The organism is Micromonospora arida (genome assembly GCF_042873195.1).
Lineage (GTDB): Bacteria > Actinomycetota > Actinomycetes > Mycobacteriales > Micromonosporaceae > Micromonospora > Micromonospora arida.
In genome coordinates this window covers 189,880-203,392 of sequence record NZ_JBIALC010000003.1, presented here as the reverse complement: position 1 = coordinate 203,392, position 13,513 = coordinate 189,880, and the positions used below count along the sequence as shown (strand labels likewise).

Here is a 13,513-nt window from a genome sequence, read left to right as displayed (position 1 = left end):
ATGACGGTCCGGTCGCTTGCTGTACACCCCTCGAAGCACTTCCGTGACCGTCACGAGCTGCGACGCGCCGTTCACGAGGTGTCGCCGTGGCCGGTCGGCCTCCGGACGGGCCCCGCCGGGCGCGGTCGTACGGCGGTGGGCGAGGATGCCCGGAATGGTCTACCGCTACTTCTACGACTGCGAGTTCATCGAGGACGGCACGACCGTCGACCTCGTCTCGATCGGTGTCGTCGACGAGTACGGCCGCGAGTTCTACGCGGTCTCCACCGAGTTCGACGACTCCCGCGCCGTGCCCTGGGTCCGACGCAACGTGCTGGACAAGCTGCCCTCTCCGGCGGACCGGGCGTGGCGCTCGCGTGAGCGCATCCGCGACGACCTGTACGACTTCCTGGTGGAGCCGATCCGGGATCGGCCGGGGGAGCAGCTGGAGCTGTGGGCCTGGTTCGCCGCGTACGACCACGTGGTGCTCGCCCAGCTCTGGGGTGCGATGCCGGCGCTGCCCCGGGAGATTCCCCGCTACACCAAGGAGCTGCGGCAGCTCTGGGACGACCGGGGCCGGCCGCCCCTGCCGGACGCGGACGCGGCCCGGCACGACGCTCTGGTCGATGCCCGGCACAATCTGGCCCGCTGGCGGGCGATGACCGCCCGTTGAGTGGTGGCCCCTCCGCCGTAGGTTTGACCGGTTCTGTCCCGGGCAACGGTTCGACCAGCCGAGCCGAGGGAGATTGCCATGAGCGACCAGCCGAGCAGCGCCGCGGAGGCACGCGCCCGGGTCACCGGCCTGGCCCGGGCCGCGCGGATCTGCATGCTCACCACGACTGCTCTGGACGGGCGGCAGGTGAGTCGACCGATGGGGCTCCAGGAGGCCGAGTTCGACGGCGAGCTGTGGTTCTTCGCCTACGCCGACTCGGCCAAGGTCCGCCAGATCCGGGTGAACCCGGAGGTCAACGTCGCCTTTTCCGACCAGAAGCACAACGCGTGGGTGTCGATCTCCGGCACCGCCACCGAGGGGTTCGACCGGGCCCGGGCCGAGCAGCTGTGGAACCCGCTGCTCAAGGCGTGGTTCCCCGACGGGCTGGACACCCCCGGTCTCACGCTGATCAAGGTGCACGCCAGCTCGGCCGAGTACTGGGACTCGCCGAACAGCACTGTGGTGAACCTGCTCGACTACGCGAGGGCCGCGGTCACCGGCCGGCCACCAACGGGCGGCGAGAACCACGAGGTGACCTACTGACCGGGGGTGGGATGCCCGGGGCGCGCTGTCGTCGTACTGGCGGGCCGACTACAGTTCGCAGTGACGGCCCGCCCCGGGCCGGCAACGGCGCCGATGGTCTGACCTGACACATACCCTGGGGCATATCGGGCTTTACCTGATGCTCCAGGAGGATGAGCGGATCATGCGTATCGGCGTGCTCACCGGCGGCGGCGACTGCCCCGGTCTCAACGCGGTCATCCGGGCGGTGGTCCGCAAGGGCGTCGCCACTTACGGTCACGAGTTCGTGGGCTTCCGGGACGGCTGGAAGGGCCCGCTCGAGGGTCTGTCCCGCCCGCTGGACATCGCCGACGTTCGCGGCATCCTGCCCCGCGGCGGCACCATCCTCGGCTCGTCCCGTACCAACCCGTTCAAGATCGAGAACGGCGTCGAGCGGATCAAGGACAACCTCGCCGCCCAGGGCGTGGACGCCCTGATCGCGATCGGCGGCGAGGACACCCTCGGCGTGGCCACCAAGCTCTACGAGCTGGGCGTGCACGTCGTCGGCGTGCCGAAGACGATCGACAACGACCTCGGCGCCACCGACTACACCTTCGGCTTCGACACCGCGGTCAACATCGCGATGGAGGCCATCGACCGGCTGCACACCACCGCGGAGAGCCACCACCGCACCCTGGTCGTCGAGGTCATGGGCCGGCACGCCGGCTGGATCGCCCTGCACGCCGGCCTGGCCGGCGGCGCCAACGTGATCCTGCTGCCCGAGCGTCAGTTCGACGTCGACCAGGTGGCCGGCTATGTCGAGAAGCGCTTCCAGCACCAGTACGCCCCGATCGTCGTGGTCGCCGAGGGCGCACAGCCGCTCGACGGCCAGATGGTCCTCGCCAACCAGGAGCTCGACTCGTTCGGCCACGTCCGCCTCGGCGGCATCGGCCAGTGGCTCGCCGAGCAGTTGGAGGCCAAGACCGGCAAGGAGGCCCGCACCGTGGTGCTGGGTCACATCCAGCGCGGTGGCACCCCGACCGCCTTCGACCGGGTGCTCGCCACCCGCCTGGGCCTGCAGGCCATCGACGCCGTCAACGAGGGCGACTGGGGCAAGATGGTCGCGATGCAGAGCACCGACATCGTCCGGGTGCCCCTCGCCGAGGCCACCCGCGAGCTGAAGACCGTGCCGCTGGAGCGGTACGCCGAGGCTGAGGTCTTCTTCGGCAGCTGATCGATCGTCGGCGGCGCGGCGGGCCTGCGGGTCCGCCGCGCCGCGACCCAATTCGAGGGGGTACGGGCCGACATGTCAGCCGGAGTTCACACGGTCGCGGTGATCGGCGCGGGCAAGATCGGTGAGCTGATGCTCTCCGGCCTGCTGCGCTCGGGATGGCCGGTGGACCGGCTGCTGGCCACCGCCCGCCGACCCGCTCGCGCCGAGGAGCTGACCGCCCGGTACGGCGTACGGGTGGTCGACAACCTGACCGCGGTGGACGAGGCCGCAGTGCTCGCGGTCTCGGTCAAGCCGCAGGACGCCGCCGCGCTCCTCGACGAGATCGGCCCCAAGGTGCCGGCCGACAAGCTGGTCATCTCGCTCTGCGCCGGCCTGCCCACCAGCTTCTTCAGCCGCCGGTTGCCCGAGGGCACCCCGGTCGTGCGGGTGATGACCAACACCCCGGCGCTGGTCGACCAGGCGATGACCGCGATCTCCGCCGGCGCGCACGCCACCGGGGCGCACCTCACGCTGGCCGAGGAGATGTTCAAGCCGCTCGGCCAGACGATCCGGGTGCCCGAGTCGCAGCAGGACGCGGTCACCGCGCTCTCCGGCTCCGGCCCGGCCTACTTCTACCTCCTGGTCGAAGCCATGATCGACGCGGGGATCCTGCTCGGGCTGCCCCGTCAGGTGGCGCACGAGTTGATCGTGCAGACCGCGATCGGGTCGGCGGTGATGCTGCGCGACTCCGGCGAGCACCCGGTCAAGCTGCGCGAGGCGGTCACCTCGCCGGCCGGCACCACCATCTCCGCGATTCGTGAGCTGGAGAAGCACGGCGTACGGGCGGCGCTGCTCGCCGCGCTGGAGGCCGCCCGGGATCGCGCCCGCGAGCTGGCGGCACAGGCCGACTGAGCGGTCGGGGCGCGTCGCGGGGCCGTGCGTGCCGCATACTGGCCCGGTGTTCACACTTGCCCAGGCCCGGCACCTGGTGGCCACCCTGCAACCGCGCGTCGACGAGTTGATCCGGGTCCGGGCCGACCTGGCCGAGTTGCGCGCCGACCTGGCCGATCACGGCGTGAGCGCGCTCGGCGGGTTGGCCGAGGTCAAGGCGCTGGAAGCTCGGCTGCACGCCGTCGTCGACGAGCTGCACCAGCACGACATCCAGGTCAAGGGCATCGCCCCGGTGCTGCTCGACTTCCCCGGCGAGCGGGCCGGCCGCGCCGTGCTCTGGTGCTGGCTGGAGGGCGATTCCGACGTGCGCTGGTACCACCGGGCCGAGTGCGGCTTCGCCGGCCGCCGCCCCCTCTGAACCCCGCGCCCCCGCGCCACGCCCCGGGCCCGCCCCTTCTCGCGCCCCCACCCACTTGATCCACTCGGGTTCAGGGAAGTCGGGGCATCAAGCGCTCCCGGATACCGCGATTTCCCTGGACCCGAGTGGATCAAGCCCGGTGCGTGGCTCAGCCTGCGGCGGACGTCGGCAGGACCGGGTCGGGGGCCTCGGTCACCGCGAACACCACCACGTTGTCGACGTAGTGGCCCCGCCGCCGGTCGAAGTCGCCCCCGCAGGTGACCAGGCGCAGCTCCGCCCCGGGCGTCGGGCCGTAGACCGCGGCGGTCGGAAACTGGTCCTTGGGAGTACGCAGCGACCCGGTCACCCGGAACGGCAACCGCTGCCCGCCGCGCCACACCTCCACGACGTCGCCGGGCCGTAGCTCGCCGAGCCGGGCGAAGACCGCCGGGCCGCGTCGTGAGTCCAGGTGCCCGGCGAGTACGGCCGGGCCGGTGTCGCCCGGGGCCGGGCCGCCGCCGTACCAGCCAGCGGTGTGGAAGTCGGTCGGCGGAATCAGCGCGCCGGCGCGGTCCAGACCCAGCACGGTGAGCGGTGAGTCGACGTCGATGCGCGGTACGCGTACCCGCGTGGGTGGACCGTGTGGCGTGGGCGCGGCGGCCACCGACGGGCAGGCGTCGCCGCAGCCGGGGTGCCAGCGCGCCACCGGCGGTGGCGGGCCGGTGGTGGCCAGCCCGACCCCGGTGCCGACGGCCAGGCAGACCGCCGCGCCGGCCGCGACCAGCGCGGCCAGCGGTATCCGGCGGTCACGGTGCCGCCGGATCGACGGGTCCGGCCCGGCGCTCACCAGGTGGTGCGCCGTCGCCGACGCCAGAGCAGCAGGGCCACCGCGCCGGCCGCCGCGGCCAGACCGCCGGCCGTCAGGGGGTACGCGTCGAGCCCGACCCCGGCGGTGCCACCGGCGCCGGTGTCCACCCCGCCGGCCGGGACGACGGTGCCGCCCTCGGCGTCGCGGCGCAGCTCGGCGGTGAGCCCGCCCTGTTTCGCGTCGAGCACCAGCAGCGAGTAGACCGCGCCGCCGGTGAGCCGCACCTCGGCGTCGGTGCTCGGCCCGCCGGCACCCGTGAGCTTCAGCCGCCAACTGCCCGGCTCGACCTGCTGGTAGTCGGTCGTGGTGGCGAACTGCACCCCGTCGGCGATCATCGGACCGTCGGCGGCGGCCACGTCGAGCACGGGGGTCCGCACCGACGCCTGTATGACCCGCACCTTGGCGCGGCCGTCGGTGGGGGCGCTGAGATCGTCGTTGAGCACCCGCAGGCCGAGGTCGGCGTGCCGGCCGACACCGGCCACCGTGAAGGCGTCACCGCTGGTCACCGCGACCTCGGTGGTGAGCACCGGTGGGTCGCTGGCGGGGGCGCCGGCCTCGCGCATGGCCACCGCGTACCGGCCCGGGGCGAGTTCGAGGTAGTCGGAGACCACGCCGTAACCGACCCCGGGGAAGACCTGCGGCTTCGCCGCGCCCGGCGCGGCAAGGTAGACGTCCACAGCCGGGGTGTCCGGGGAGAGGTGCGCGAGCCGGACGTATCCGACGGTGTCCGCGCCGGTCGCGGCGTTCGCCGGAACCGGAATGGCGGCGGTGGCGAGGGCGGTGCCGAGCAGGAGCGCGCCGGAGCCGGCCAGCAGCCGGCGGGGCACGGTACGGAGCGTGTGCATGTCGCCTCCGGGGGGACACGTTCGGTGAGCGGGCGGCAACCCAGAGAACAGGGTCCCGTGAACAGGACTGCGGCGCAAGTTGCCACAGCGGTGTTTCTGTCGGCTGTCGCTACCGATCGCGCAGGGCGAGGAGGCCGAACAGGTCGGGGACCCCGCCCGGGCCCGCCTCGACGACCCGGACCAGCCGCAGGCCGACGCCGACGGTCGCGTTGATCAGATCAGCGAGGGGGAGGTGCCAGGCACCCACCCGTACCCGCACGCCGCTGGCGTTCCAACTGTCGAAGCTGCGCGACCGGTCGGCGTACCGGGCGTCGACGCCGACACGCGGATGCTGACCCCAGTCGGCGAACGCGCCCACGAAACACGGGTGCACACCCACGTGCACGAAACGTCCGCCGGGGCGCAGCACCCGGGCGACCTCGCGCAGCACGGCCGGGTAGTCGGGCAGGTCGGTGCTGGCCAGCACGCACATCGCGGCCGGCAGCGACGCGTCGGCGACCGGCAGGGCGCCCGCGTCACCCCGGACCACCGGCAACCGCCCTCGCGCGTGCCGCAACTGCCCGCCGGACAGGTCCACCCCCACCGGCGTCCAACCCAGACCCGCCGGCACCGAGGCGTGCGCGCCGGTACCGCAGCAGATGTCGAGGCAGCGACCCTCGCCCGCGCCGAGCAGGTCCGCCACCGTCGCGTGCACCCGCCGCAGATAGTCGCCGCCGCCGGAGATGTAGCCCTCGTACCAGTCCGCGTGGGCGTCGTACGCCGGAGTGCTCGCCGTCCCCATTCGCCGAGGCTACGAATCGACATCCAACCAGCGACACCCGTTCTTCCGAGGGCAGACATGGAGCTGGCGCAGGCTGGTACTGGCCTGACCCGGCCGAAGCCCCGCGTCTGCCGTTACTGGGCCCACACGGACCACGACGGTCGCCTATTCTCGGGCGATGCGGGATCGCCGGGTGACGCTGGCGTGGGCGGCCTTCGTCGTCGTCGCGCTGGTGTCCTGTGTGCTCGTTCTGCGCCGTCCGGATCGCCTCTCCGACCTGCACATCTACTACGGTGCGCTGTCCGACCTGCGCGCCGGCGAGCCGCTGTACGGGTATGTGGCGGAGAACGGCGGTCCGTTCACCTATCCGCCGTTCGCCGCTCTCGTGCTGTGGCCGATCACCGCCGTCAGCGAGGGCGTACTCCAGGGGATCTGGCTGGTGGCGACGTGCGCGGCGGTCGTCGCCATCGCTGGGTCGGTGGGTGTCGCGTTGACCACCCGACAGTCCCGACGCCCGCTCGTCGTGGCGCTGGCGGCCATCGTGCTGATGCTCTCCGCGCCGGTGCAGAGCAACCTACGCTTCGGGCAGGTCAGCATCTTCATCGTGCTGATGGCCCTGCTCGACGGGCTGGGGGTCGTCCCACCCCGACTGCGCGGGACGCTGGTCGGGGTGGCCGCGGCGATCAAGCTCACCCCGCTGCTGTTCGTGGTCTATTTCCTCGCCGTCGGGCGCTACCGTGACGCCGGCCGGTCGGCGGCCACCTTCGTGGCCTGCGCGGGGTTCGCCGCGATCGTGCTGCCCTCGGAGAGCTGGGCCTACTGGACCGAGACCGTGCGACAGACCTCCCGCATCGGCAATCTGTCCTCGTTGGGCAACCAGTCCCTGCACGGAATGTTGCTGCGCGTCGGCGTCGACGAGACGGCGCTGCCCCTGCTCTGGGCCGCCCTGGTGGCACTGATCTGCGTGGCGGCGCTGCTCCGGGCCCGGCAGCTGACGCGGCAGGCCCGCCCCGGGCACGCCGCCGTGCTCGTCGGCTGCGCCACAGTGGCCGCGTCCCCGGTGTCCTGGACCCACCACCAGGTGTGGCCGGTGCTCGCCGCGATGCTGCTGATCGGCGCATCCGGTGTCACCCAGCGGGCCGCCGGCGCGGCACTGCTCGCCGCCATGGTCGTCTCGTTGGGCGCGGTGCTCACCCCGGTCTCGACGCGGCCGGGGGTGCAGTTCCTCTTCGAGAACGCCCGTGCCGTCGGGGTGTGCCTCCTGTGCCTCGTCGGCTTCGGCGGTGTCGCCGTCGCCGCCCAGCGCACGAGCAGACGACCGGCCGCCGGCCGTGCCTGGCTGCGGGTGGGCGTCACGGCCACTGTCGCGGTCGCGTTCTTCGCCGTGCAGCCGCTGCCGGCCGGCGCCGACCCCACCTTCAAGGCGTACAGCCTCGACGACGTGGTCAACCCGCGATACTTCTTCGTCTGCCGTGGCCCGGCCGAATGCGTCGACTACGCCACCGGCGCGCCGGTCACCTTCGGCACCCGCGCCGAGAAGACCAAGGTCCGGGTCAACGGCGTGGTCTCCCCGCAGGTGACCCGCCTGGAGTACTACTCCGCACCGGGTGGAGCACCCCGGGCCATTCCGCTGCTCGCCGCCTACCCGGGTTCGCGTACCTTCTCGTTCCGGTCCGCGACGATGGCCCACGGTCGGCTCGTCGCGTACGACTCGGACGGGCAGCCGATCGCCAGCTACGACGACGAACTCGCCGCCGCCCTCCGCACGACCACCCGGTAGGCGATCGCGGGGGAGGACGGCGGCTGGCGTTGCTCAGCGGGTGGCGGCGGCCAGGGCGGCGCGCACCTTCGCGGCGTCGCCCGGGGCCGGGTGCTCCCAGTCGGTCGGGCTCGCGGAGTAGAGCGTGCCGTACGCCGGGGTGTCCGGCTGGTAGCGCCACCCCTCGGCCAGCGGGCCGACGTCCACCGTGTCGTAGCCGATCCGGTCCAGGAAGGCGGTCACCTCGGCCTTCGCGGCGGCGTCGTCACCGGCGATCGCGAGGGCGCTGCGGTCGGCCGCGCCGGTCGGCCGGGGGAGCGCGGCCAGGCCCTTGAAGTAGATGTTGTTGAAGACCTTGACCACTCGCGAGTCCGGCAGGTGTCGCTGGAGCAACTCGCTGCTGGTGGTCTCGCCGGAGTCCAGCTCCGGGAAGGTGCCATCGCGCTGCGGGTAGTAGTTGTTGGTGTCGATGACGACCTTGCCGGCCAGCGGTTCCACGGGCACCGCGCGGTACGCCTTCAGCGGCACGCTGACCACCACCAGGTCGCCGACCTGCGCCGCGTCCTGCGTGGTGCCGGCGCTGGCGTGCTCGCCCAGGGTCTCCACCAGGTCGGTGAGGGTCTCCGGGCCCCGCGAGTTGCTCAGCACCACGTCGTAGCCGGCGTCCACGGCCAGCCGGGCCACGGTGCCGCCGATGTTGCCACTGCCGATCAGTCCCACAGTTGTCATGCTCGTCCCCAACTCCGTCCACCCGCGACGCATTCCCGACCAGACTGGTGGGTTATTTTGATCACCCGCCCATCGGGTAGCTGCGCAGACCGCTCGCGACCGTCGCCGTCCCGGCGGGTGCCTGGTGGCGGCGCCGCGCGCCCGTCCCGCCCAACGTACTGCTCACGCCGATCGCCGACCGGCACTCCGGGGACCTGCCACTCTCCGGTGGCGAGCGGTCCGGTCTTGATCGCGCTCGATCCAGGATGTAGTGGCGTCCGGAAGCCGGGAGGCCACTACATCCATGTTCGAGCGTGATCAAGGCGGCCCGGAGGTCGGGAAAGTCGACTCAGGGGGTGGGGAGGGTCTTTTCGATGGCTGCGCGCAGCTCGTCGGAGTCGGGCTCGACAGTGGGGGCGAAGCGGGCGGCGACCGAGCCGTCCGGGGCCACCAGGAACTTCTCGAAGTTCCAACGCACGTCACCGGTGTGCCCGTCGGCGTCCGGGGTGTCCACGAGTGCGGCGTAGAGCGGGTGCCGGTCGGGGCCGTTGACGTCGACCTTCTCGGTCAGCGGGAAGGTGACCCCGTAGTTGACCTGGCAGAAGTCGCTGATCTCGGCGGCGCTGCCCGGCTCCTGCCCGGCGAACTGGTTGCACGGCACGCCGAGCACCACGAGGCCCTGGTCGGCGTAGGAGTCGGCGAGCGTCTGGAGGCCGGCGTACTGCGGGGTGAGGCCGCAGCGGGAGGCCACGTTGACGACCAGCAACGCCTTGCCGCGGTGGCGGGCCAGGTCGGCGGGGCCGCCGTTGAGGGCGTCGATCGGGATGTCGAAGACGGTCATGGGCCGAGGTTACGCGCCGGCCGGGTGCCGACCGGGGGTGGACGCAGCGTACGCACTCCGTGCACCAGAAGAAATCGAAACATGCACATCTTGACGAACTGATGACGCCGTGAGTACCGTCTCACCATCTCTTTTGGAAAGTTTCCTAACAGTTCGGGAGACGTCTCATGAAAAGATCGCTCCGCCGGGCCCTCTGGGCCGGTGCCGTGGTCGCCGTGACCGTCGCAGCGGTGCCGGTCACCACCGCGTTCGGCGCCGGCACTGTCACCACCACCTTCACCAAGGCGCAGGACTGGGGGACCGGTCACGAGACGAGGGTGACCGTCACCAACGGCTCCAGCGCCACGGTCACCACCTGGCGCATCGAGTTCGACCTGCCGTCGGGCACCACCATCAGCAGCGCGTGGGACGCCGACGTCACCAGCAGCGGCAACCACTACGTCGCAGTCAAGAAGAGCTGGGCCGGCGGCATCGCTCCCGGCGCCTCGTTCAGCTGGGGTTACAACGGCAGCGGCGCCTACAAGGCACCGCTGAACTGCACCATCAACGGTGCCGCGTGCGGCGGCGGAACGACCCCGCCGACCACGACTCCGCCGACCACGACTCCGCCGACGACGACGCCACCCACCACCCCTCCGCCGACCACGCCACCGCCCACCACGCCACCGCCGAACACGGGTGGCAAGAAGGTCGTCGGCTACTTCGCGGAGTGGGGCGTCTACGGGCGCAATTACCACGTCAAGAACATCCAGACCAGCGGGTCGGCCGCCAAGCTGACCCACATCCTGTACGCCTTCGGCAACACCACCGGCGGTCGCTGCTCCATCGGCGACAGCTACGCCGACTACGAGAAGGCGTACACCGCGGCGGACAGCGTGGACGGCGTCGCCGACACGTGGGACCAGCCGCTGCGCGGCAGCTTCAACCAGCTGCGCAAGCTCAAGCAGCTGAACCCGCACCTCAAGGTGATCTGGTCCTTCGGTGGCTGGACCTGGTCCGGCGGCTTCACCCAGGCCGCGCAGAACCCGGCCGCCTTCGCCGAGAGCTGCTACAACCTGGTCGAGGACCCGCGCTGGGCGGACGTCTTCGACGGCATCGACGTCGACTGGGAGTACCCCAACGCCTGTGGTCTGACCTGTGACAGCAGCGGCCCGAACGCGTTCAAGAACGTGATCAGCGCGTTGCGGTCGAAGTTCGGGTCCAGCGCCCTGGTCACCGCCGCCATCACCGCGGACGGCAGCAACGGCGGCAAGATCGACGCCACCGACTACGCCGGCGCCATCGGCAACCTCAACTGGCTGATGCCGATGACCTACGACTACTTCGGCGCCTTCGCCGCCCAGGGCCCGACGGCACCGCACTCACCGCTCACCTCGTACACCGGCATCCCGCAGCAGGGCTTCAACTCCGACGCGGCGATCCAGAAGCTCAAGAGCAAGGGCGTCCCGGCCAACAAGCTGCTGCTCGGCATCGGCTTCTACGGACGGGGCTGGACCGGTGTCACCCAGGCCGCTCCTGGCGGCAGCGCCACCGGCGCGGCGCCGGGCACCTACGAGGCCGGCATCGAGGACTACAAGATCCTCAAGAACACCTGCCCGGCCACCGGCACGATCGCCGGCACCGCGTACGCCAAGTGCGGCAGCAACTGGTGGAGCTACGACACCCCGTCGACCATCAACGGCAAGATGACGTACGCCAACAACCAGGGCCTCGGTGGCGCGTTCTTCTGGGAGCTCTCCGGTGACACGAGCAACGGCGAGCTCATCGGCGCCATCAAGGGCGGTCTCGGCTGAGCCGAGGGCCGACGCACCACCCACACGGCGGGAAGGGGCCCGCACCGTCCCTTCCCGCCCGTGACACAGCGGTCCGGTCGACGCCCAGCGTCGATCGGACCGCCGCCGTTGGGCTCGGTCAGCTGGATGTGGCAGACTCGCGGCTCGGCACGTCTCGATCTCACCGCCAACGGAGGTGATCATGCGCGCGACCCACCGCAGGCTGGCGGCGACCGCCGCCGGGCTGGTGCTGCTGCCGGTCGCCCTGGTCGGCTGCGGGATCGGCGGCGGGAACGAGGACGAGGAGAAGTCCGCCGCCAAGCCGGCCCAGGCCCCCGCCGAGGAGGCCGCAACCCGCTCCCGTGAGCGCGTGCAGGCGTACCTCGACGCGATGGCGGCCAAGGACGTCGCCGCCGGCCGCAGCCAGCTCTGCGCTCTGCTGCACGACGGTTTCGACCTGGGCGCCACCGGCCCCAACGGTGACTTCGCCGACCACTTCCAGGTGCCTGAGGCGGCCATCACCGACATCCGGTCCGGTCCACGCGGACAGGAGGTCAGCGTCTCGGTCTCGGTCACCGCGGGCAAGCGCACCGTCATCCGGCCACTGGTCTTCACCGTGACCCGTGACGGCAGCGACTGGTGCATCGCCGGGGAGGCGCCCACCGGCCCGCCGGGTGCCAAAGCGACGCCGACCGGCGTCGCCCCTACCCCCGCGTCCTGACCAGCGCCCGGCAGATTGATCTCCCATCTGCCGGAACCGTCCCCCTCGGCGCCCGGCCACCCCGACGGTCGCCGTACGCTTTCTGTCATGCGCCATGAGTGGCATCAGCTGAGCCATCCCGCGGTGAGCAGCCCGGGCCTGCAGACCAGCCGACCGACCGTCGACTCCGCCGAGGACGCCGCGCTCGGCCTGGACCGATGGCGGGAGCTGCCCCGCGAGCAGGTCCCGCCGTGGTCCGACCCGGCTGCCGTGGCCGCGGTCTGCAAGGTCCTCGACACCGTGCCGTCGGTCGTCGCGCCCTACGAGGTGGACCAGCTCCGGCAGAAGCTCGCCCTGGTCTGCGAGGGCAAGGCGTTCCTGCTGCAGGGCGGTGACTGCGCCGAGACGTTCGTGGACAACACCGAGAGCCACCTGCTGGCCAACGCCCGCACCCTGCTCCAGATGGCGATCGTGCTCACCTACGGCGCGTCGCTGCCGGTGGTCAAGGTCGCCCGGGTCGCCGGGCAGTACACGAAGCCCCGTTCACTGCCGACCGACGCCCGCGGCCTGCCCGCGTACCGCGGCGACATGATCAACTCGCTGGAGGCCGACCCGGCCGCCCGGGTCGCCGACCCGCAGCGCATGATCCGCGCGTACGCCAACTCGGCGGCGGCGATGAACATGCTCCGGGCGTACCTCGCCGGCGGGCTCGCCGACCTGCACGCCGTGCACGACTGGAACAAGGGCTTCGTGAAGAACTCCCCGGCGGGGGAGCGTTACGAGGCGATCGCTCGGGAGATCGACCGGGCGCTGGCCTTCATCCGGGCCTGCGGCATGACCGACGACGAGGCGCTGCGCACCGTCACGCTCTACTGCTCCCACGAGGCCCTGGCCCTGGAGTACGACCGGGCGCTCACCCGGGTCTCCGACCGACGGGCGTACGGGCTCTCCGGGCACTTCCTCTGGATCGGCGAGCGCACCCGGCAGATCAGCGGGGCGCACATCGACTTCATCTCCCGGATCGCCAACCCGATCGGGGTCAAGCTCGGCCCGACCACCTCCCCGGACGAGGCGATCGAGTTGTGCGAGAAGCTCAACCCGGACAACATCCCCGGGCGGCTCACCCTGATCAGCCGGATGGGCAACCACCGGGTCCGCGACGCGCTGCCGCCGATCGTCGCCAAGGTCACCGCCGCCGGCGCCAAGGTGGTCTGGCAGTGCGACCCGATGCACGGCAACACGCACGAGTCGTCCAACGGCTACAAGACCCGGCACTTCGACCGCATCGTCGACGAGGTGCTCGGCTACTTCGAGGTGCACCGGGGGCTGGACACCCACCCCGGCGGCCTGCACGTCGAGTTGACCGGCGAGGACGTCACCGAGTGTCTCGGTGGCGCCCAGGGGATCGAGGATCTCGACCTGCCCGACCGGTACGAGACCGCCTGCGACCCGCGACTGAACACCCAGCAGTCGTTGGAGTTGGCCTTCCTCGTAGCGGAAATGCTGCGTGGCTGAGCTTGCGAGCCCGCAGCCGGCAAGTCAGAGGATGACCATGGCTGACGCGAGG

14 protein-coding genes are annotated in these 13,513 nt (G+C 71.6%); 9 read left to right on the top strand and 5 right to left on the bottom strand.

Annotation, left to right across the window (positions count from 1 at the left end; translation table 11 throughout):
- Nucleotides 1-154 precede the first annotated feature (154 nt).
- The 5 genes from ACFYP0_RS12065 to ACFYP0_RS12045 all read left to right on the top strand — a co-directional run bounded on the left by ACFYP0_RS12065 (nucleotide 155) and on the right by ACFYP0_RS12045 (nucleotide 3,714).
- Nucleotides 155-652, top strand: a complete 498-nt coding sequence (locus ACFYP0_RS12065) for a polyadenylate-specific 3'-exoribonuclease AS (protein WP_112582786.1) — start codon at nucleotides 155-157, stop codon at nucleotides 650-652.
- A gap of 78 nt (nucleotides 653-730) precedes the next feature.
- The gene (locus ACFYP0_RS12060) at nucleotides 731-1,234 is read left to right on the top strand and encodes a pyridoxamine 5'-phosphate oxidase family protein (protein WP_357008201.1); all 504 of its coding nucleotides are present in this window, start codon (nucleotides 731-733) and stop codon (nucleotides 1,232-1,234) included.
- Between the two features lie 163 nt (nucleotides 1,235-1,397).
- A complete protein-coding gene (locus ACFYP0_RS12055) occupies nucleotides 1,398-2,426 on the top strand; it encodes a 6-phosphofructokinase (protein WP_124861126.1) in 1,029 nt (342 codons plus the stop codon).
- 72 nt (nucleotides 2,427-2,498) lie between these two features.
- The gene (gene proC / locus ACFYP0_RS12050) at nucleotides 2,499-3,317 is read left to right on the top strand and encodes a pyrroline-5-carboxylate reductase (protein WP_124861122.1); all 819 of its coding nucleotides are present in this window, start codon (nucleotides 2,499-2,501) and stop codon (nucleotides 3,315-3,317) included.
- Nucleotides 3,318-3,363: 46 nt separating this feature from the next.
- On the top strand, nucleotides 3,364-3,714 hold the full coding sequence (locus ACFYP0_RS12045; protein ID WP_036412622.1) for a DUF2203 domain-containing protein: 351 nt from the start codon (nucleotides 3,364-3,366) through the stop codon (nucleotides 3,712-3,714).
- 148 nt (nucleotides 3,715-3,862) lie between these two features.
- Here the strand turns inward: ACFYP0_RS12045 and ACFYP0_RS12040 are convergent, their stop codons facing one another.
- The 3 genes from ACFYP0_RS12040 to ACFYP0_RS12030 form a co-directional block, all read right to left on the bottom strand.
- On the bottom strand, nucleotides 3,863-4,540 hold the full coding sequence (locus ACFYP0_RS12040; RefSeq protein WP_244218886.1) for a class F sortase: 678 nt from the start codon (nucleotides 4,538-4,540) through the stop codon (nucleotides 3,863-3,865).
- Nucleotides 4,537-5,406: a DUF4397 domain-containing protein gene (locus ACFYP0_RS12035; RefSeq protein ID WP_124855526.1), complete on the bottom strand. Its 870-nt coding sequence runs from the start codon at nucleotides 5,404-5,406 to the stop codon at nucleotides 4,537-4,539. Before ACFYP0_RS12035 ends, ACFYP0_RS12040 begins: the two co-directional genes overlap by 4 nt.
- Before the next feature lie 109 nt (nucleotides 5,407-5,515).
- Nucleotides 5,516-6,187, bottom strand: a complete 672-nt coding sequence (locus ACFYP0_RS12030; protein WP_124855528.1) for a class I SAM-dependent methyltransferase — start codon at nucleotides 6,185-6,187, stop codon at nucleotides 5,516-5,518.
- Nucleotides 6,188-6,344: 157 nt separating this feature from the next.
- Here ACFYP0_RS12030 and ACFYP0_RS12025 point away from each other — a divergent pair, with 157 nt between their 5' ends.
- Nucleotides 6,345-7,946 (top strand): glycosyltransferase 87 family protein, encoded by a 1,602-nt coding sequence (locus ACFYP0_RS12025; protein ID WP_386995636.1) that lies wholly within the window; start codon nucleotides 6,345-6,347, stop codon nucleotides 7,944-7,946.
- Between the two features lie 33 nt (nucleotides 7,947-7,979).
- Here ACFYP0_RS12025 and ACFYP0_RS12020 read toward each other — a convergent pair whose 3' ends face one another.
- The gene (locus ACFYP0_RS12020) at nucleotides 7,980-8,654 is read right to left on the bottom strand and encodes an NADPH-dependent F420 reductase (protein ID WP_124855532.1); all 675 of its coding nucleotides are present in this window, start codon (nucleotides 8,652-8,654) and stop codon (nucleotides 7,980-7,982) included.
- Between the two features lie 328 nt (nucleotides 8,655-8,982).
- Complete coding sequence (locus ACFYP0_RS12015) at nucleotides 8,983-9,474, bottom strand: glutathione peroxidase (protein ID WP_356981072.1); 492 nt, start codon at nucleotides 9,472-9,474, stop codon at nucleotides 8,983-8,985.
- A 167-nt stretch (nucleotides 9,475-9,641) separates the two neighbouring features.
- Here ACFYP0_RS12015 and ACFYP0_RS12010 point away from each other — a divergent pair, with 167 nt between their 5' ends.
- The 3 genes from ACFYP0_RS12010 (at nucleotide 9,642) to ACFYP0_RS12000 (ending at nucleotide 13,461) form a co-directional block, all read left to right on the top strand.
- Entirely contained in the window at nucleotides 9,642-11,267 is a 1,626-nt protein-coding gene (locus ACFYP0_RS12010; protein ID WP_386995632.1) for a glycosyl hydrolase family 18 protein, read from the top strand.
- A gap of 181 nt (nucleotides 11,268-11,448) precedes the next feature.
- Nucleotides 11,449-11,967 carry a hypothetical protein gene (locus ACFYP0_RS12005; RefSeq protein ID WP_356981076.1) on the top strand — a complete coding sequence of 173 codons (519 nt, stop codon included), beginning with the start codon at nucleotides 11,449-11,451 and terminating at the stop codon, nucleotides 11,965-11,967.
- 87 nt (nucleotides 11,968-12,054) lie between these two features.
- Nucleotides 12,055-13,461: a class II 3-deoxy-7-phosphoheptulonate synthase gene (locus tag ACFYP0_RS12000; protein WP_124853452.1), complete on the top strand. Its 1,407-nt coding sequence runs from the start codon at nucleotides 12,055-12,057 to the stop codon at nucleotides 13,459-13,461.
- Nucleotides 13,462-13,513 lie beyond the last annotated feature (52 nt).

Excerpts from the sequence above, each read along its gene's own strand:
- ACFYP0_RS12065 (WP_112582786.1), top strand. The coding sequence starts at position 155 with ATGGTCTACCGCTACTTCTACGACTGCGAGTTCATCGAGGACGGCACG.
- ACFYP0_RS12060 (WP_357008201.1), top strand. The coding sequence starts at position 731 with ATGAGCGACCAGCCGAGCAGCGCCGCGGAGGCACGCGCCCGGGTCACC.
- ACFYP0_RS12055 (WP_124861126.1), top strand. The coding sequence starts at position 1,398 with ATGCGTATCGGCGTGCTCACCGGCGGCGGCGACTGCCCCGGTCTCAAC.
- proC (WP_124861122.1), top strand. The coding sequence starts at position 2,499 with ATGTCAGCCGGAGTTCACACGGTCGCGGTGATCGGCGCGGGCAAGATC.
- ACFYP0_RS12035 (WP_124855526.1), bottom strand. The coding sequence starts at position 5,406 with ATGCACACGCTCCGTACCGTGCCCCGCCGGCTGCTGGCCGGCTCCGGC.
- ACFYP0_RS12030 (WP_124855528.1), bottom strand. The coding sequence starts at position 6,187 with ATGGGGACGGCGAGCACTCCGGCGTACGACGCCCACGCGGACTGGTAC.
- ACFYP0_RS12025 (WP_386995636.1), top strand. The coding sequence starts at position 6,345 with ATGCGGGATCGCCGGGTGACGCTGGCGTGGGCGGCCTTCGTCGTCGTC.
- ACFYP0_RS12020 (WP_124855532.1), bottom strand. The coding sequence starts at position 8,654 with ATGACAACTGTGGGACTGATCGGCAGTGGCAACATCGGCGGCACCGTG.
- ACFYP0_RS12015 (WP_356981072.1), bottom strand. The coding sequence starts at position 9,474 with ATGACCGTCTTCGACATCCCGATCGACGCCCTCAACGGCGGCCCCGCC.
- ACFYP0_RS12010 (WP_386995632.1), top strand. The coding sequence starts at position 9,642 with ATGAAAAGATCGCTCCGCCGGGCCCTCTGGGCCGGTGCCGTGGTCGCC.
- ACFYP0_RS12005 (WP_356981076.1), top strand. The coding sequence starts at position 11,449 with ATGCGCGCGACCCACCGCAGGCTGGCGGCGACCGCCGCCGGGCTGGTG.
- ACFYP0_RS12000 (WP_124853452.1), top strand. The coding sequence starts at position 12,055 with ATGCGCCATGAGTGGCATCAGCTGAGCCATCCCGCGGTGAGCAGCCCG.